The sequence below is a fragment of the Leifsonia sp. genome (assembly GCF_051955155.1).
Lineage (GTDB): Bacteria > Actinomycetota > Actinomycetes > Actinomycetales > Microbacteriaceae > Leifsonia.
Map to the genome: position 1 here is coordinate 1 of NZ_JBQCGZ010000069.1, position 17985 is coordinate 17985.

General features: G+C 70.4%; 19 protein-coding genes. 13 read left to right on the plus strand and 6 right to left on the minus strand.

Annotation, left to right across the window (positions count from 1 at the left end; genetic code table 11):
• Positions 1-174 precede the first annotated feature (174 nt).
• From ACTHMF_RS06950 to ACTHMF_RS06980, 7 genes are all read left to right on the plus strand, one after another.
• On the plus strand, positions 175-1197 hold the full coding sequence (locus tag ACTHMF_RS06950; RefSeq protein ID WP_314146599.1) for a LacI family DNA-binding transcriptional regulator: 1023 nt from the start codon (positions 175-177) through the stop codon (positions 1195-1197).
• Between the two features lie 218 nt (positions 1198-1415).
• Positions 1416-2537, plus strand: a complete 1122-nt coding sequence (chvE, locus tag ACTHMF_RS06955) for a multiple monosaccharide ABC transporter substrate-binding protein (protein WP_399552882.1) — start codon at positions 1416-1418, stop codon at positions 2535-2537.
• 87 nt (positions 2538-2624) lie between these two features.
• The gene (gene mmsA, locus ACTHMF_RS06960; protein ID WP_440316856.1) at positions 2625-4133 is read left to right on the plus strand and encodes a multiple monosaccharide ABC transporter ATP-binding protein; all 1509 of its coding nucleotides are present in this window, start codon (positions 2625-2627) and stop codon (positions 4131-4133) included.
• The gene (gene mmsB, locus ACTHMF_RS06965) at positions 4130-5368 is read left to right on the plus strand and encodes a multiple monosaccharide ABC transporter permease (protein WP_314146598.1); all 1239 of its coding nucleotides are present in this window, start codon (positions 4130-4132) and stop codon (positions 5366-5368) included. Before mmsA ends, mmsB begins: the two co-directional genes overlap by 4 nt.
• A 21-nt stretch (positions 5369-5389) precedes the next feature.
• Positions 5390-5980, plus strand: coding sequence for a hypothetical protein (locus ACTHMF_RS06970; RefSeq protein ID WP_440316844.1), 591 nt, complete (start codon positions 5390-5392; stop codon positions 5978-5980).
• A 95-nt stretch (positions 5981-6075) separates the two neighbouring features.
• The gene (dcd, locus tag ACTHMF_RS06975) at positions 6076-6681 is read left to right on the plus strand and encodes a dCTP deaminase (RefSeq protein WP_314146596.1); all 606 of its coding nucleotides are present in this window, start codon (positions 6076-6078) and stop codon (positions 6679-6681) included.
• A 37-nt stretch (positions 6682-6718) separates the two neighbouring features.
• Positions 6719-7246 carry a hypothetical protein gene (locus ACTHMF_RS06980; protein ID WP_440316845.1) on the plus strand — a complete coding sequence of 176 codons (528 nt, stop codon included), beginning with the start codon at positions 6719-6721 and terminating at the stop codon, positions 7244-7246.
• 88 nt (positions 7247-7334) lie between these two features.
• Here the strand turns inward: ACTHMF_RS06980 and idi are convergent, their stop codons facing one another.
• Both idi and ACTHMF_RS06990 read right to left on the minus strand, forming a co-directional pair.
• A complete protein-coding gene (gene idi / locus ACTHMF_RS06985; protein WP_440316846.1) occupies positions 7335-7886 on the minus strand; it encodes an isopentenyl-diphosphate Delta-isomerase in 552 nt (183 codons plus the stop codon).
• 73 nt (positions 7887-7959) lie between these two features.
• Positions 7960-8781, minus strand: coding sequence for a hypothetical protein (locus ACTHMF_RS06990; RefSeq protein ID WP_440316847.1), 822 nt, complete (start codon positions 8779-8781; stop codon positions 7960-7962).
• A 55-nt stretch (positions 8782-8836) separates the two neighbouring features.
• Here ACTHMF_RS06990 and ACTHMF_RS06995 point away from each other — a divergent pair, with 55 nt between their 5' ends.
• Positions 8837-9553 carry a MarR family winged helix-turn-helix transcriptional regulator gene (locus ACTHMF_RS06995; protein WP_440316848.1) on the plus strand — a complete coding sequence of 239 codons (717 nt, stop codon included), beginning with the start codon at positions 8837-8839 and terminating at the stop codon, positions 9551-9553.
• Positions 9554-9618: 65 nt separating this feature from the next.
• On the opposite strand, the gene ACTHMF_RS07000 is transcribed toward ACTHMF_RS06995, so the two are convergent.
• A complete protein-coding gene (locus ACTHMF_RS07000) occupies positions 9619-11049 on the minus strand; it encodes an MFS transporter (protein ID WP_440316849.1) in 1431 nt (476 codons plus the stop codon).
• 130 nt (positions 11050-11179) lie between these two features.
• On the opposite strand from ACTHMF_RS07000, the gene ACTHMF_RS07005 reads away from it, so the two are divergent.
• Positions 11180-11392, plus strand: a complete 213-nt coding sequence (locus ACTHMF_RS07005; protein ID WP_440316850.1) for a hypothetical protein — start codon at positions 11180-11182, stop codon at positions 11390-11392.
• Positions 11393-11402: 10 nt separating this feature from the next.
• Positions 11403-12026, plus strand: a complete 624-nt coding sequence (locus tag ACTHMF_RS07010) for a DUF2461 domain-containing protein (protein WP_440316851.1) — start codon at positions 11403-11405, stop codon at positions 12024-12026.
• Here the strand turns inward: ACTHMF_RS07010 and ACTHMF_RS07015 are convergent.
• The gene (locus ACTHMF_RS07015; protein ID WP_314147820.1) at positions 12023-12745 is read right to left on the minus strand and encodes a GTP pyrophosphokinase; all 723 of its coding nucleotides are present in this window, start codon (positions 12743-12745) and stop codon (positions 12023-12025) included. The genes ACTHMF_RS07010 and ACTHMF_RS07015 overlap by 4 nt on opposite strands.
• A gap of 84 nt (positions 12746-12829) precedes the next feature.
• On the opposite strand from ACTHMF_RS07015, the gene ACTHMF_RS07020 reads away from it, so the two are divergent.
• Together ACTHMF_RS07020 and ACTHMF_RS07025 are read left to right on the plus strand one after the other, a co-directional pair.
• Positions 12830-14407 (plus strand): MFS transporter, encoded by a 1578-nt coding sequence (locus tag ACTHMF_RS07020; RefSeq protein ID WP_440316852.1) that lies wholly within the window; start codon positions 12830-12832, stop codon positions 14405-14407.
• A gap of 94 nt (positions 14408-14501) precedes the next feature.
• Positions 14502-15128, plus strand: coding sequence for a pyridoxal 5'-phosphate synthase (locus ACTHMF_RS07025; protein ID WP_440316853.1), 627 nt, complete (start codon positions 14502-14504; stop codon positions 15126-15128).
• Between the two features lie 72 nt (positions 15129-15200).
• Here ACTHMF_RS07025 and ACTHMF_RS07030 read toward each other — a convergent pair whose 3' ends face one another.
• A complete protein-coding gene (locus tag ACTHMF_RS07030) occupies positions 15201-16214 on the minus strand; it encodes a DUF1648 domain-containing protein (protein WP_440316854.1) in 1014 nt (337 codons plus the stop codon).
• The gene (locus ACTHMF_RS07035; RefSeq protein ID WP_314147823.1) at positions 16201-16560 is read right to left on the minus strand and encodes a GntR family transcriptional regulator; all 360 of its coding nucleotides are present in this window, start codon (positions 16558-16560) and stop codon (positions 16201-16203) included. The genes ACTHMF_RS07030 and ACTHMF_RS07035 overlap by 14 nt, the downstream gene beginning before the upstream one ends.
• 207 nt (positions 16561-16767) lie before the next feature.
• Between ACTHMF_RS07035 and dnaK the strand changes: the two genes are divergently transcribed.
• On the plus strand, positions 16768-17985 hold a 1218-nt coding region (gene dnaK, locus ACTHMF_RS07040; RefSeq protein WP_440316855.1), incomplete at its 3' end, for a molecular chaperone DnaK.

Genomic DNA, 17985 nt, shown 5'->3' on the forward strand with positions numbered 1-17985 from the left:
ACCGTCGCCTGACGCCCCGCCGCCATCGCTTCCGGAGTTGCTCACCCGACACGCCGTGTCGGAGCGGGACGAACCCCGGAAGCGATGGCGCGCTGGCGGCGGGAGCGCGGTCGCGTTAGCGCTCACACGCCCGATTCCCGTAGGGTAGCGTCCGTCAGCACAGAAGGGGATCCGATGTCCGAGTCGTCGCCGACGGATCGTGCGCCGACCATCTACGACGTCGCGCGAGCAGCGGGAGTCTCCCACCAGACGGTGTCGCGCGTGCTCCACGATCACCCGAGCCTCCGGGCGGAGACCAAGGAACGCGTGCTGGCGGTCATGGAGCAGCTGGACTACCGGCCCAGCTCCGCGGCACGTGCTCTGGTGACCAGCCGGACCCGGACGGTCGGCATCCTCTCCGCGGAGAGCCTGCTCTGGGGGCCGGCGTCCAGCATCCAGGCGATCGAGGTCGCGTCCCGCGCCGCCGGCTACCTGACGGTCACGGCGAACATCGACGGCCACGACGAGTCGTCGATCCGGTCCGGTCTCAGCCACCTCCTCGAGCAGGGCGTGGAGGGGATCGTCGTGATCGCGCCGCAGATCCGCGTCTCCCGGGTGCTCGACAGCGCCAGCCTGCGCATCCCGCACCTGACGCTCCAGGCCTCGCCCACCTCGGCCCCGACAGCGCTCGGCGCCGACCAGATCGAGGGCGCCAGGCGGGCCGTCCGGCACCTGATCGACCTGGGCCACACCGAGATCATCCACCTCGCAGGCCCCCAGGACTGGATCGAGGCGGAGGCGAGGATGACCGGCTACCTGCGCGAGATGTCCGCCGCCGACCTGGAGACGCGACCGCCGCTGCTCGGCGACTGGACCGCGGAGCGCGGATACCGCGTCGGGCGGGAGCTGATCGGCGCGCGCTCGTTCACCGCGATCTTCGCCGGGAACGACCACATGGCGCTCGGCCTGATCCGGGCGCTCTACGACGCCGGGGTCCGCGTGCCGGAGGACGTCAGCGTGATCGGCTTCGACGATGTGCCGGAGGCCGCCTACTACCTGCCGCCGCTCACGACGGTGCGCCAGGACTTCGCCGAGGTGGGCCGCCGGACCATCGCCGTCCTGCTCGCCGCGATCGAGGGTCAGGCCCCGCTGGAGGCGCCGTTCCCCGCGCCGGAGCTGATCGTGCGCGGGTCCACCGCCCCCGCCCCCGCCCGCTGACCCCGCCCCCGAGTGGTGCGTTGATGTCCCTTTTCGCGCGCGAAAGCGACAACAACCTGCCTTTCGGCGGCGGTGAGCCCGCTTGACCGGTCACATTTTCGGTCGAAACGGTTGACACACGCCCGCTGGATGGACGAACATCGTCCCCATGTGAGCGCTCATATGATCGCTCACACGGCCTCCTGCCGACCACTGCATTCAACGGAGAAGGATTCACAGTGCGCAAGCTCACCCGCCTCATCACAGCCGGTCTGGCCGCCGGCGCCCTCGCCGTGTCGCTCGCGGCATGCTCGTCGTCGTCCGGTTCGTCTGGCGGCGGAGACGGCGGCCTCATCGGCGTCGCCATGCCCACCAAGTCGTCCGAGCGCTGGATCGCCGACGGCAACAACGTCAAGAAGCAGCTCGAGGACGCCGGCTACACCGTCGACCTCCAATACGCGGAGGACGACATCCCCACGCAGGTCTCGCAGATCGAGAACATGATCACCAAGGGCGCGAAGGCCCTGATCATCGCCTCCATCGACGGCACGACCCTCACCAACGTGCTGCAGGAGGCCGCGGACAGCGACATCAAGGTGATCGCCTACGACCGCCTCATCCGCGACTCGGAGAACGTCGACTACTACGCGACGTTCGACAACTACAAGGTCGGCGTGCAGCAGGCCAACTCGCTCCTGGCCGGCCTGAAGCTGACCGACCTCGACGGCAAGAAGGCGGCGAGCGCTCCCAAGGGCCCGTTCAACATCGAGGTCTTCGCCGGCAGCCCCGACGACAACAACGCCACCTTCTTCTACAAGGGCGCGATGGACACGCTGAAGCCGTACCTCGACGACGGCACACTCGTGGTCAAGAGCAAGCAGACCGACTTCAACACCGTCGCGACGCTGCGCTGGGACGGCGAGGTCGCGCAGAGCCGCATGGAGGACATCCTCACCAAGACCTACTCCGACGGCTCCAAGGTCGACGCGGTGCTCTCCCCGTACGACGGCCTCTCCCGCGGCATCATCTCCGCGCTGACCGATGCGGGCTACTCGGTCGGCGACAAGTTCCCGATCATCACCGGTCAGGACGCCGAGCTCGACTCGGTCAAGGCGATCGAGTCCGGCGAGCAGTACGCGACCATCTACAAGGACACCCGCGAGCTGGCCAAGGAGGCCGTCTCGATGGCGAAGGCCGTGCTCGGCGGCGACAAGCCGAAGGTCAACGACACCAAGACCTACGACAACGGCAAGAAGGTCGTCCCGTCGTACCTGCTGGAGCCGGTCATCGTCACGAAGGACCAGATCCAGCCGGTCCTGATCGACGGCGGCTACTACACCGAGAAGCAGATCAAGGGTTGACCGACCGCGGGCGGGGCGTCCGGTCGCCCCGCCCGCCTTTCACCGGAGAAAGGCGCAGCTGAAGTGACCAGCTCCAACATTCTGGAGATGCGCGGCATCACCAAGACGTTCCCCGGCGTGAAAGCGCTGCAGGACGTGACCATCGCCGTCTCGCGCGGCGAGGTGCACGCCATCTGCGGGGAGAACGGCGCGGGGAAGTCGACGCTCATGAAGGTGCTGTCCGGGGTCTACCCCTTCGGCAGCTACGACGGAGACATCGTCTTCGAGGACCGCGTGATGGAGTTCGGCTCCATCCGCGACAGCGAGGCCGAGGGCATCGTCATCATCCACCAGGAGCTGGCGCTCAGCCCCTACCTCTCGATCGCCGAGAACATCTTCCTCGGCAACGAGGTGAAGGGGTTCGCCGGGCTCATCGACTGGAACAAGACGAACGCCGCGGCCGCCGAGCTGCTCGCGCGCGTCGGCCTGAAGGAGAACCCGACCACCAAGATCCTGGACATCGGCGTCGGCAAGCAGCAGCTCGTCGAGATCGCGAAGGCCCTGTCCAAGCGCGTCAAGCTGCTCATCCTCGACGAGCCGACGGCCGCCCTGAACGACGAGGACTCCGCGCACCTGCTGGAGCTCATCCTCCAGCTCAAGGAGCAGGGGATCACCTCGATCATCATCAGCCACAAGCTCAACGAGATCCGCAAGGTGGCCGACTCGGTCACCGTGATCCGGGACGGGCGGACCATCGAGACCATCTCGAAGGGCGACGTCACCGAGAACCGGATCATCAAGGACATGGTGGGCCGCGACCTCGAGCACCGCTACCCCGACCACACGCCCGAGATCGGCGAGGAGATCCTGCGGGTCGAGAACTGGACCGCCCACCACCCGCAGGACCCGACGCGCGTCGTGGTCGACGACGTGAGCATCACGGTCCGCCGCGGCGAGATCGTCGGCATCGCCGGTCTGATGGGCGCCGGGCGGACCGAGTTCGCCATGAGCCTGTTCGGGCGCTCGTACGGGACGCGCATCTCCGGCACGGTCTACAAGGCGGGCAAGGAGATCAAGATCCGGACCGTGTCCGACGCGATCAAGCACGGCATCGCCTATGCGACGGAGGACAGGAAGCACTACGGCCTCAACCTGATCGAGGACATCAAGCGGAACATCTCGCTCGCCTCCCTGGACAAGCTGTCGACGGGCGGCCTGGTGGACGACAACCGCGAGTTCGACGTCGCCAACCAGTACCGGACGAGCATGAACATCAAGTCCCCGACGGTGCTGGCGAAGGTCGGGAAGCTCTCCGGCGGCAACCAGCAGAAGGTCGTGCTGTCGAAGTGGATCTACGCCGACCCGGACGTGCTCATCCTCGACGAGCCGACGCGCGGGATCGACGTCGGCGCCAAGTACGAGATCTACAACATCATCAACGAGCTCGCGGCGCAGGGTAAGGGGATCATCGTCATCTCCTCCGAGCTGCCGGAGCTGCTCGGCATCTCCGACCGCGTCTACGCCCTGTCGGAGGGCCTGATCACGGGCGAACTGCCCATCGAAGAGGCGACCCCGGAGGCGGTCCTCACCCTCATGACCCAGGAGAAGCAACGATGACCAAGCTCGACGACGCCGCCGAGACCACCGCAGCGGGAGCCGCGGTCAACCCGCCGGACAACGCGTTCACCCGCCGCATCCAGCACGTCATCACCGATCTGGGCAAGAACGGTATCTTCCTGGCCCTGCTGGTCGTCGTGGTGCTGTTCGAGTTCCTGACCGGCGGGATCCTGCTGCGGCCGCAGAACGTCTCCAATCTGATCGTCCAGAACGGCTACATCCTCATCCTCGCCATCGGCATGGTGATGGTGATCGTCGCGGGGCACATCGACCTCTCGGTCGGTTCGATCGCGGCGTTCGTCGGCGCGATCTCCGGCGTGTTCGCGGTGAACCTCGGGATGCCGTGGTGGCTGTCCATCATCCTCTCGCTCGCCGTCGGCGCCGCCGTCGGCGCCTGGCAGGGGTTCTGGATCGCCTACGTCGGCATACCCGCGTTCATCGTGACGCTCGCCGGCATGCTGATCTTCCGCGGCCTGGCCCTCGTCGTGCTCGGCAACGCGAACATCGGCTCGTTCCCTGCCGAGTACCGTGCGCTCGGCAACGGCTTCCTGACGAACCTGTTCGGCGACATGAACCTCGACCCGCTGTCGCTCGGCGTCGGCGTGCTGGCCATCGTGGGCGTGATCGTGCAGCAGGTGCGCGTCCGCCGCGGCCGGCTGAGCTACAACCAGGACGTCGAGCCGCTGGCGTGGTTCGTCACCAAGCTGGTGCTCGTGTCGGTCGGCATCGCCCTGTTCGCCTACGCGCTCTCGACGTTCAAGGGCATCCCGGTGACCCTGATCGTGCTCGCGGTGCTCGTGCTGATCTACGGGATCGTGATGAACCGCTCGGTCTTCGGCCGGCACGTGTACGCGATCGGCGGCAACCTGCACGCCGCGGAGCTGTCGGGCATCAAGACCAGGAACGTCACCTTCTGGCTGTTCGTCAACATGGGCTTCCTCGCGGCGCTGGCGGGCCTCGTCTTCACGGCGCGGCTCAACCTGGCCGGCCCGAAGGCGGGCGACGGCTTCGAGCTGGAGGCCATCTCGGCCGCGTTCATCGGCGGCGCGGCAGTGCAGGGCGGCGTCGGAACGATCGGCGGCGCGATCATCGGTGGTCTGATCATCGGCGTGCTGAACAACGGCATGTCGATCATGGGCATCGGCATCGAGTGGCAGCAGGCGGTCAAGGGCTTCGTGCTGCTGCTCGCGGTCGCGTTCGACGTCTACAACAAGCGCCGCTCCGGCGGACGCTGACCGGCGGGATCCCGCACCGTCATGGCCGATTTCGCCCGCTACCTCCCGCTGAGCCAGCGACCGGACGTCGACGAGTCCGCGGTCAGCAACGACTGGCGGGCGCTGACCGCCGAACGGATCGAGGGGCTCGTCGCGCGCGCGACGAGCCCCTCGCCCGCCGACCGCTCCCTGCTCGCGCAGCTCGCGGTCCGGCTCTCCGGCACGCGCCTCGGCCGCCTGGCGCGCACGGTCGGGATCGGCGACGACCCGGATCAGGAGGGTGCGGACGACGCCGAGGCGACCCTGGCCACGCTGCGGGAGGTCGCGGCCGCGCGCCGTCGCGGCTCCGGCCCGCGCGGGATCGCCGAGCTGGTGGACGTCGTGCGCACCGAGGCGCGCTGCCACTCCCTGGGCCCCGTCCCTGCGCTCGAGCCGATGGTCGCCGGCAGCGTCGCGCTCTTCGCGCTCACGCGCGCCCCGCTCAGCGTGCGCGCCGCGGTGGCCGACCGCAGCCTGGTGCCGGTGGACGCCCCCTGGCGGCTCGGGCACGGGCAGGAGCTGCGCACCCGAACGGCCGACATCCTCGACTTCCTGCTCGACGCCGGCCCCGTCCCTCCTCCCGTCGACGACTGACGCCGTCCGTTCCGGAGTTCTTCACGCTCCGTCCCGGCGCGTCGCGTGAAGAACTCCGGAAGCGGTGGCGGCGGGGCTCCCGGTAGGCTGAGCGCGTGCTTCTCTCCGATCGTGACATCAAGGCCGAGCTGGGTGCCGGGCGCATCGCGCTCGAGCCGTTCGAGCCCGCCATGGTCCAGCCGTCGAGCGTGGATGTGCGGCTCGACCGCTTCTTCCGGCTGTTCGACAACCACAAGTACCCGTTCATCGACCCGTCCGAGGATCAGCCGGAGCTGACCCGGTTCGTGGAGGTGGACGCCGACCAGCCGTTCATCCTGCACCCGGGCGAGTTCGTCCTCGGCTCCACCTACGAGCTGGTGAGCCTGCCGGACGACGTCGCGGCGCGCCTGGAGGGCAAGTCGTCGCTCGGCCGTCTCGGGCTGCTCACGCACTCGACCGCCGGCTTCATCGATCCCGGCTTCTCCGGGCACGTCACGCTGGAGCTGAGCAACGTCGCGACGCTGCCGATCAAACTCTGGCCGGGCATGAAGATCGGCCAGATGTGCTTCTTCCGGCTCTCCTCGGCGGCCGAGAAGCCGTACGGATCGCAGGAGTACAGCTCCCGCTACCAGGGCCAGCGCGGCCCGACGGCCTCGCGGTCGTACCTCAACTTCCACCGCACCGACGTCTCGGTCACCGAGGCGGGGCGACCGGCCGGCTGACGGCACGGCGCAGCTGACCCGACACGGGGAGGGCACCATGAGCGAGACCACAGACGCGGCGTTCGCGCGGGCCCTGATCGCCCCGGGTCCGACGTCCGCGCGGCCGCAGCGGATGCAGCTGTTCGGCCAGCTCGTCGGCAGCTGGCGCGCCGACTGCCGGTTCCTCGACGAGGAGTCCGGCGCGTGGAGCGAGTTCACCACCGAGTGGATCTTCGCGTACACGCTCGGCGGCCGTGCCGTGCAGGACGTGCTGCTCGCGCCGAGCCCGAGCGATCCGTCCGCCGCCGAGGCGAAGGGCACGACGGTCCGCGTCTACGACCCGGTTCTCGGGGTGTGGCGGGTGAGCTGGTTCGGCGCGGTCGCCGGCGACTTCTGCACGCTCGTCGCGTCCGGGCATCACCGGGACGGGATCCGGCAGGACGGCACGCAGACCGACGGCCGCCCGATCCGCTGGAACTTCTCGCACATCACGGGAGACGCGTTCGACTGGGACGGCTGGGTCTCGGACGACGAGGGCCGCACCTGGTGGCTGGAGCAGCACATCCACGCGACCCGCACCGGATGATCGCTAGCCCACGAACGGATTCGCCATCCGGCATACGCCGGCCAAGTTATCCACAGTCAATTACACAGGTGGAAAATATGAGTCCGGCTCACAGCTGACCCGAAGCTTCGGCGCTCCCGTCCGCGTACAGAGCGGGCAGCTGGAGCGTGAGCCACGGGCTGAACGCCCAGGGCGTCGCCTCGACGGCGGTCAGCAGGACGCGCGGATCCACCCACTCCCACTCGGCGACCTCGGCCGCGGACGGCGCGAGCTCGCCGGCGATCGTCGCGGTGTAGACCGGGCAGATCTCGTACTCGACGATCCCGGCGGCGTCCACCGCTCGGTAGCGGAAGTCGGGGAGGACGACGATCAGGTCGTCGATCGTGGCGCCGAGCTCGTCGGCGGCGCGGCGGCGCACGGCGTCCTCGATCGACTCGCCGGGGGCCGGGTGCCCGCAGAACGAGTTCGTCCAGACGCCGGGCCAGGTGGCCTTGCCGAGCGCGCGGCGGGTGACCAGGATGCGCCCCTCGCCGTCGAACAGGTGGCACGAGAACGCGAGGTGCAGCGGCGTCTGCGTGGTGTGGACGGTGGCCTTGTCGGCCGTGCCGATCGGGGTGCCCTCCTCGGAGAGCAGCACGACCTCTTCGCGGCCTCGGGTCATGGCTCCATCCTAGGCGGGAGCGGCTCCCGGCGTCGGCGCGGTGACCGGCGACGGGAGGCGCACCGCCGTCCGGTCACCGGGTGGGACCGTCGGTGCCCGCAGCGCCGGCCGCGTCCGCGGCGTCGGTGGCGTCCGCCGCGTCGCGCTCGGCAGCGTCGCGCTCCGGCGTCCAGCCGAGGTTGCGGGCCATCGCCTGCAGCGTCGCCATCGTGGTCGCCACGTCCTGCTCGCTGAGGCCGTCGGCGAGCGTCGACCGCACCCGCTGCACGCGCTCGAAGGCGGCGTCATGCGCGGCGCGGCCCTCGTCGGTGAGCGTCGCGCGGTCGCCGTCGAACCACACCCAGCCGCGCTCGACGAAGTCGGCGAGGACGCGGTCGACCATGCCGGGCCGACGGTGCCCGCGGCGCCCGAAGGGCGGGAACGGGCCGGGACCGAAGGGGCGGTGGAAGCGGACGCCGCGGTCGAACCCTCGGACGAAGCCGCGCTCGAACGCGTCCTCGGGGGTGTGGTCGTGGTGCTCGTGCGGGTGGCCGGGGTAGGCGTGGTGGTCGTGCTGGCTGAAGCGCTCGTGGTCGTGGTGCTCGTGGTGCTCGTGGTGGTCGTGCGGGTGCTGGCCGGGGCCGTCGCCGCGCATCCACTCGGGCCGCCGGCCGCGCATCCACTCGTCGCGTCCGCCGCGGCGGCCGGTGTCGTGGTGGCGCCGGCCCGCCGGCAGGCGGTCGGAGAGCTGCTCCGCAGAGGCGGGTCCCTCCGAGAGCAGGTGCAGCACGCGCCAGCCGCCGCGGCGCAGGCCGAGCTCGCGGAGCTCGTCGCGCATGCGGGAGCGCAGGCGGTGCTCGATCTCGCCGAACCAGTAGCCCGGCGCTGTGATGTTCGAGTCGTCGATGGTGGTCATCGGGTGACTCCTTCCTAATCCATGTACTGTTACAAGTAGATGTATAGTTACATGTATGGATGATCGGAGTCAAGCAGAGGGCGGTTCGCCCGCAGCGGACGTGGTGGCGATGATCGAGCGCTCGCTCGTCGCGGTACGTCGCGACCAGTCCCGTCGCCGTCCACCGGCGTGGGGCGGCGGCCACGGCTGGCCGGGACCGGACGGCCACGGCGGCCCGTGGGGCGGCAGGGGCCCCTACCCGCACCAGCACGGCGACCACGGCGCGCACGGCGAGCACGGCGAGGCGGGTCCGCACGGCGAGCGTGGCGGGCGGGACGCCCACGGCGACGGCGGCGGGCACGACCGCAGCGACGGCAGCGAGCACGGCCCCTTCGGCGACTCCGCCCGCCCCGGCCCCGGGCGCCGCGGACGGGACGGCTCGCTCGGCCGGTTCGCGCGGTTCCGGATGCTGGAGGCGCTCGCGGCCGCGGAGGCCGACGACCGTCCGCTGTCCGTCAGCTCGCTCGCCCAGGCCATCGGCGTCGACCAGCCGCGGGCCAGCCGGCTCGTGCAGGAAGGCGTCGAGCGCGGGCTCGTGCGCCGCGTCCCCGACCCGTCGGACGCCCGCCGCGCGCTCATCCAGCTCACCGCCGCCGGCCGCTCCCAGCTCGGCGAGGTGCAGTCGCACCGCCGCTCCGCCGTCGAGGCCGCCCTCGCCGGCTTCACCCCGGAGGAGGCGCAGACCTTCGCCACCCTCTTCGACCGCTTCGTCCGCTCCTGGCCCCGCCCCTGACCCCCGAGTACGCAGAAAATCGCACGAAAACGGCCGAGTACGCAGAGAATCCGCGTACTCGGCGGTCAGCGGGGGGAGCGGACGGGGAGGAGGAGCAGGAGGCCGGCGAGGAGGACGAGGACGATGCCGAGGATGCCCCAGAACTGCGCGCCGCCCACGGCGACGAACGTCGCGAACAGCAGCGGCGCGAGGAACGACACCGCGCGTCCGGTCGTCGCGTAGAGGCCGAACACCTCGCCCTCGCGCCCGGCGGGGGTCACCCGCATCAGGAACGTCCGGCTCGCCGACTGCGCGGGGCCGACGAACAGGCACAGGACGAGGCCGAAGATCCAGAACGCCGTCGCGCCGACGTCGTGCAGGAAGAACACCGCGAGCCCGGCCACGACGAGGCCGATCAGCGAGGTCACGATCACCGGCTTCGCCCCGAACCGGTCGTCCAGCCGTCCGGAGAGCAGCGTGCTGACGCCCGCGACCACGTTCGCCGCGATCGCGAAGATGATCACCTGCCCGCTCGAGAACCCGAACGTCCCCTGCGCGAGGATGCCGCCGAACGTGAACACGCCGACCAGCCCGTCCCGGAACAGCGCGGACGCGAGCAGGAACAGCACCGTGTTCCTGCTCTCCTTCCACAGCCGGCCGATGTCGCGCACCAGCACGCCGTAGGACGCGAAGAAGCCCACCCGGGGCGTCCGCGCATTGCGGGAGATCTCCGGCACGACCAGCAGCACCGGGAGCGAGAACACCAGCGTCCACACCGCCGCGATCAGGGCGATGATGCGGATGTTCAGCCCCGCCGCCTGCGTCACGTGCAGCAGCCCGCCGGTGCCGTCGGCGTTATCGGTGACGAGACCGAAGTAGACGATCAGCAGCAGGACGATGCCGCCGAGGTAGCCGGCGCCCCAGCCGAAGCCGCTCACCCGCCCGACGGTGGTCGGCGTCGACACCTGCACCAGCATCGCGTTGTAGTTCACGGTCGCGATCTCGTAGAACACGGTGCCGATCGCCACGAGGATCACGCCGAAGAGGAAGTACCCGGGCGACCCGGAGACGAAGAACATGAGCGCGGTGGCGATCACGACGGCGCCCGTGTTGATGCCCAGCCAGAGCTTGCGCCGGCCCGAGCCGTCCGTGCGCTGGCCGAGCACCGGCGCAAGGATCGCCACGACGATGCCGGCGATGGCCAGGCCCCAGCCGAGCCCGCTCGACAGCGGCGCCTCGGCGGCGGTGACCGCGGCGTGCGCCGGCCCGTGCGGATCGGTCTCGGCGTCCCTGGCGGCGACGAGCGCGGGCTCCACGAACAGGCTGCCGGTGAGGTACACGGTGAAGACGAAGGTCGTGATCACGGCGTTGAACGCCGCGCCGCCCCAGTCCCAGAGCGCCCACGAGACCACCCAGCCGCGCGGGATGCGCCGGTCCGTGCTGCTGTCGGCGAAGAGCGGGCTGGCCGCGGTCACGAGGGCGTCGCCGTCGCCGCCCGCCGGTCGTTCGGTGGTCATGGGGACAGCGTAGGACCGTGCGGGGAACGCGCGGTGAACGCGGGACGCTGGCGCGGCGGGATGCGTGCCCAGGCGCGGCGGGATGCGCGGCCCATTGCCGCGCGCGAGCGCGGAAGCGTATCGTGCGGCCGTGCCCGCTCCTGGGGAGCGGCGGGAGGAGGATGCCATGAAGGTCACCGGGACGTCGCCGAAGGGATTCGAGCAGGCGTGGGCGGACGCACTCGCGCAGGCGCCGCGCGAGGACAACGTCCCGCGCCGCTACGAGCTGAAGTCCGCGTGGTTCGAGGACGGCGGCGTCGTCGGCCCGCGCTACAGCTGCGAGGTCGAGGTCAGCGGGCCGTAGCATCGGGAGCATGACGTTCACGGGCTTCGACGAGGATGCGGTCGCGTTCTACCGCGAGCTCACGCTGAACAACGACCGCGGCTTCTGGCTGGCGAACCGCGAGCGGTACCAGGAGCGCGTCGTCGCGCCCATGCACGCGCTGGCCGCGCTGCTCGAGGACGAGTTCGGCGCGGGGAAGCTGTTCCGGCCGTACCGCGACGTCCGGTTCTCCCCCGACAAGTCGCCGTACAAGCTGCACGCCGGGATGACGTTCGAGCGCGGCGGCTACGTCCAGGTCTCCGCGGAGGGACTGGCGGCGGGCGCCGGCGTCTACGTCTTCGACCGGGACCAGCTCGTCCGCTACCGCAGGGCGGTGGATGCGCCGGTCAGCGGCGCCGCGCTGGAGGACGCGCTGGAGGCGGTCGCCGACGCCGGCCACGGCATCGAGGTATCCGACGCTCTGAAGACGACCCCGCGCGGCTTCGACGCCGACCACCCGCGCATCGAGCTGCTGCGGTTCAAAGGGCTCGTGACCTGGGAGGACTGGGGCATCCCGGACTGGTTCACGACGCCCGAGGCAGCCGAGCACGTCGCCGGCTTCCTGCGCGCGAGCGAGCCGGTGACGGCGTGGCTACGGGAGCACGTGCGGGACTAGACCGAGATCGGAAGCGCGTACTGCGCTCCGCCGTCCCCGCGGACCTGCCGGTGGATGTCCTCCATCTTCACGTCCAGCTGCGCGGCCGTCCCCGCGGCGGCGGTCAGATCGCGCAGGATCTCCGCCGGCACCTCGCCCTCGTACTTGTAGTAGATCTTGTGCTCCAGGCTCGCCCAGAAGTCCATCGCGACCGTGCGCAGCTGCACCTCGACGGGCACCCGGACGGGGCCGTCGCTCAGGAACACCGGGACCTCCACGATCACGTGCAGGCTCTTGTAGCCGTTGGGCTTCGGGTGCGCGATGTAGTCCTTCACGCGCAGCACGTTGATGTCCTCCTGCGCGGTCAGCAGCTGGAACACCCGGTAGACGTCGGAGACGAACGAGCAGATGATGCGCACGCCGGCGATGTCGGTGATCGCATCCTTGATGGCCTCGAACGACGGCTCGCAGTTCTTGCGGATGACCTTCTGCTCGATGCTCTCCGCCGACTTCAGCCGGCTGGCGATGTGCTCGATCGGGTTGTAGTCGTGCAGCTCGGCGAACTCCTCGCGCAGGATGGACACCTTGGTCGAGACCTCGTCGATGCCGAACTTGTACGGCATGATGAACCGCGCGAAGTCGTCGCGGAACGCCTGCACCTCGCTCAGGGTTGCCGGGTCGATGCGCTGGAGCGCCTCGATCGCCCGGGTCGACAGGAGTGGGGCGGGGTCCGGTTCCATGTCCTCAACGCTAGCGAGGGGTGTTGTGCGGCCGGTGTGAATCCGGCCAGCGCCAAACGGGGCGGGATGTGCTTGTCTGTGCGCATGAGCGGCGGCGGCGCGCCTGCGCCCTTCAACATCCGGCTCGCCATCCTGCTGGCGATGGCGATGTTCGTGCTTGTCGTCGACACCTCCCTGATGAACGTCTCGATCTCGGCGGTGGTGCGGGACCTGCACACGACCGTGAGCGGTGTGCAGAGCGCGATCGCGCTGGAGGCGCTGGTCTCGGCGGCGTTCATCCTGATCGGCGGCAAGACCGGTGACCTGATCGGCCGCAAGCTCGCCTACATCCTCGGCCTGCTCGGCTACGCGGTGGGCGCCGTCGCGATGACGCTCGCGCAGAACCTCATCGCCATCATCATCTTCTGGGCGGTCATCGGCGGGATCGGCGCCTCGCTGCTGCTGCCGGCGATGCAGTCGCTCATCCACGGCAACTTCGAGGGCGCGCAGCAGAAGCGCGTGTACGCGCTGGTCGGGGCGTCGGCCGCGATCGCGGCCGCGGTCGGCCCGCTGATCGGCGGCGTCGTGACCACCTTCCTCTCCTGGCGCGTCGGCTTCCTCGGCGAGGCCGTCATCATCGCGATCGTGCTGGCCGGGACCGGCCTGGTGAAGGACGTCCCGTACACCGGCTCGCGGTCGATCGACCTGGTCGGTGCGTTCTTCTCGGTGATCGGGATGGGCGGCATCGTCACCGGCATCCTGGTCTGGCAGGAGGGCGGGGAGTACGTCCTGCTCCTCATCGCCGTCGGCGTCGCCGGGCTGCTCGCGCTGGTGTTCTGGCTGCGTGCGCGCAAGCGCAGGGAGCGCCCGACGCTGATCGACCCCGACCTGTTCCGCTCGAAGCTGTTCCGGACCGGGGTCAGCGGGCAGCTGCTGCAGCAGGTCGCGCTCGGCGGCACGATGATCGCGCTGCCGATCTACCTGCAGATGGTGCTGGAGTACAACGCCCTGCAGGCCGGCCTCTCGATCGCGCCGCTGTCGCTCAGCATGTTCGTCGTCGCCCTGCTGGCCGGCCGGGCGATGAAGCGCAGGCCCGCCGACCTGATCCTGTGGGGCTTCCTGCTCGCGGTCCTCGGCATCGCGATCATCCTGCCGCTCGTGCCGATCGCCACCAGCGGCTGGTACCTGACCATCCCGCTGATCATCGCCGGAAGCGGTCTCGGCCTGCTCGTGTCGCAGCTGAACAACTACACGCTCTCGCCGATCAGCGACGAGCGCGTCAGCGAGGCCGCCGGGGTCAACTCCGCGGCCGGCTCGTTCGGCCTCTCGTTCGGTCTCGCGTTCGCCGGCGCGATCATGCTGGCGACGCTGGCGTTCACGTTCACCTCGATGGCCCAGGCGAGCACCGTGCTGCCGGCCGCCGACAAGCAGCAGGTCGCGACGGTCCTCGAAGAGGATGCGCAGGTGCTCTCGAACACGCAGCTCCAGCAGCAGCTCGCCGGCGAGACGCCCGCGGTGCAGGAGGAGGTCGTCCGCATCAACACCGAGGCACGGCCGATCGCGCTCCAGGTCGCGCTGCTCGTCCCGCTGATCGCCGGGCTGCTCGGCGCGGGCAACGCCCTGCGGATGCGCCGCCTCCCCGACCCGGAGTCCTCCTCCGTCGAGGGCGTCGGCTTCGGCTGACCGACTGCGGTTCCCCGCGTACGAGTGCGCCCCCGCGCGGGGGCAGACGTTCCGAACGGGGGGCAGTCTCGGCAGGGCGGAGTAGCGTTGCGGGATGGCCGACACGCTGACCGGCGACGCGTCGCTGGCGTTGCCCGAGTTCGAGACGCCGCCCGGCGAGCCCGGCGGGCTCCTGGCCGACTGGCTCCGGCTGGCGCGCGAGCGCGAGGTGCGCGAGCCGCTCTCCGCGGTCCTCGCGACCGCGACGCCGGACGGCATCCCGTCCTCGCGGACTGTCTCGCTCAAGGAGGTGACCGCCGAGGGAGTCGTGTTCGGGACGTCCGCATCCAGCCGTAAGGGCCGGGAGCTGGCGGCGAACCCGCGCGCGAGCGTCACCCTCTACTGGCGGGAGCTGCTGCTCCAGCTGCGGCTGGACGGCGCGGTCGAGGTGCTCGCAGACGCCGCGTCCGACGAGCTCTTCGCCGCCCGGCCGCCGGGCGCCAGGGCGACGACGGCGGTCTCCGCCCAGAGCGCGCCCCTGGACGACATCGACCGGCTCCGCACCGCTGCCGCGCGTGCCGTCGCCTCCGGCCGGCCGGTGCCGCGGCCGGACGACTGGCACGCGTTCGTGCTGCGGCCCTCCGCGATCGAGTTCTGGCACGGCAGCCCCGACCGGCTGCACCGCCGGCTCCGCTACGACCGCACCGCCTCCGGCTGGACCGCGACCCTCCTCCAGCCCTAGCGCCCGTGTGCGCCGTCCCGTCGCGTCTGCGCCCGCGCGCGCAGGCGCACTCGTGACGGGGCGCCGCAGTCGTCAGCGGTCGGCGGCGGTCCGGGCGCGCTCGACGAGGGCCTGCAGGAGGGCGGCGGCGGTGTCGGCGCCGGCGACGGTGACCACGAAGCGGCGGCCGTTCGTCCGTTCCACCTCGAGCGCGGGACCGCGGCGCAGCACGACGCCGAAGCGGCCGTCGAGACCGCTGCGGATGCCCCAGCCGCCGAAGTCGCCCATCGGCTCGACGGTGGTCGCCCTGGCCGATGCGATCTGCTGCAGGGGCACCCGGAACCGCGGGAAGCCGGCGATCGAGGCGACCGTGAGCCCGGAGGCGTCGACGCGGACCCGGAAGACGAGCGTGCAGGCGGCGAGCACCAGCAGCAGCAGCGCGACTGCGGTCAGCGCCCACGCCGCGCCCGGCTGGTCGCCGAAAAGCCAGGTGGCCACGGCCGCGACGACGACGATCAGGACCGCCGCTCCGATCAGCACGCCTCCGACGGGCTGGATGCTCGTCTCGCCGAGCCACACGGCCCGCTCGGTGCCCGCCAGCGGCAGCGGCCTGGCCGCGCCCCCGGTGGCGGCGGCCGGAGCGGCGACGGCGGGCTGCAGGTACCAACAGGCGACCCCGACCGGGATGGCGCACGCGAAGGCCGCGACGAGCGGGGCCCAGATCGCGGGGGCGTCGTGGGCGTCCGCCAGACCGGCCTGCTGGAGCAGGGCGCCGGTGCCGAGCACGATGACCACCGTCGTCACGGCCGGTGCGAACGCGCCGAGCAGCCGGTAGCTCGGGCCGCGTCCGCCGCGCCGCATCCCGGGGAGCGTCGTCAACGCGATCAGGGCAGGGACGCCGAGGCCGACCAGCACGGTGATCAGCGGGGTCGTCCAGGCCGGGCCGAACCGGTCCGCCGCCCCGGAGGGTCCCCAGTGCGTCGCCACCGGGTCGGGGAGCGACGGCAGCAGGACGAGCTGGATGGCGAGCGCGGCGACCACGAGCACGGCGGGCACGCCGAGGCAGACCAGCAGGAAGCGGGGGACGGCGGCGTCACGAGCGGCCATGGGCGATCTCCTTCACGAGGGCGGCGAGCGTCTCGGGCGTGAGCCCGGCATCCCTGGCCTTGACGGTGAGCTCGAGGATGTCGCGGTGCACGGCGACCAGTGTCAGCGCACCGTCGGTGAGGATGGCTCCTCGGCCGCGGCGCAGCTCGATCAGCCCCTCGTCGCGCAGCTCCTGGTAGGCGCGCAGCACGGTGTGCGTGTTGATCCCGATGCCGGCGGCCACCTCTCGGGCCGGCGGCAGGCGGTCGCCAGGACGGATCCGGCCCGCGGCCGCGTCCGCGCGCACGCCCGCGGCGATCTGCGCGAAGAGCGGGGTCTCGCTGGCGGAGTCGACACGGATGAGCACGTCATAGTTCTAATACAACTAGAACAATCTCGCAAATGCGGGAATAGCGAGTGTACTCACAAAGTTGAGCCAGATGTACTCAAGTTTTGAGACGAGCGGCTTGACAGCATCCCCACCCGGGTGCGACGCTTGAGCCGTCGAGACTCAACTCTTGACCCCCGACTTTCATCAGGCCAGACAGCCAGCAACAAAGGAGAGAAACTACACATGTCCCGTGCAGTAGGAATCGACCTCGGAACCACCAACTCCGTCGTGTCGGTGCTCGAGGGCGGCGAGCCCACGGTCATCGCGAACGCGGAGGGCTTCCGCACGACCCCGTCGGTCGTCGCCTTCACCAAGGACGGCGAGGTGCTCGTCGGCGAGACCGCCAAGCGCCAGGCCGTCACCAACGTCGACCGCACCATCGCCTCGGTCAAGCGCCACATGGGCACCGACTGGAAGACCCAGGAGATCGACGGCAAGAAGTACACCGCGCAGGAGATCTCCGCGCGCATCCTGCAGAAGCTGAAGCGGGACGCGGAGCAGTACCTCGGCGACACTGTCACCGACGCCGAAATCACCGTCCCGGCGTACTTCAACGACGCCGAGCGCCAGGCCACCAAGGAGGCCGGTGAGATCGCGGGCCTCAACGTGCTCCGCATCATCAACGAGCCGACCGCGGCCGCGCTCGCCTACGGCCTCGACAAGGGCAAGGAGGACGAGCTGATCCTCGTCTTCGACCTCGGCGGCGGAACCTTCGACGTCTCCCTCCTCGAGGTGGGCAAGGACGACGACTTCTCGACCATCCAGGTGCGCGCCACCGCCGGTGACAACCGCCTCGGCGGCGACGACTGGGACCAGCGCATCGTCGACTGGCTGATCAAGCGCTTCAAGGACTCGACCGGTGTCGACGTCTCGAAGGACAAGATCGCCCTGCAGCGCCTCAAGGAGGCCGCAGAGCAGGCCAAGAAGGAGCTCAGCTCCTCGATGAGCACCAGCATCCAGCTGCCGTACCTGTCCCTCACCGAGAACGGCCCCGCCAACCTCGACGAGACGCTCAGCCGCGCGCAGTTCGAGCAGATGACCAGCGACCTCCTCGACCGCACCAAGAAGCCGTTCCAGGACGTCATCCGCGAGGCCGGCATCAAGGTGTCCGACATCGCGCACGTGGTCCTCGTCGGCGGCTCGACCCGTATGCCGGCCGTCTCCGAGCTCGTGAAGCAGGAGACCGGCAAGGAGCCCAACAAGGGCGTGAACCCGGACGAGGTCGTCGCCGTCGGCGCCGCCCTGCAGGCCGGTGTCCTCAAGGGCGAGCGCAAGGACGTCCTCCTCATCGACGTCACCCCGCTGTCCCTCGGCATCGAGACCAAGGGCGGGATCATGACCAAGCTCATCGAGCGCAACACGGCCATCCCGACCAAGCGCAGCGAGACCTTCACCACGGCC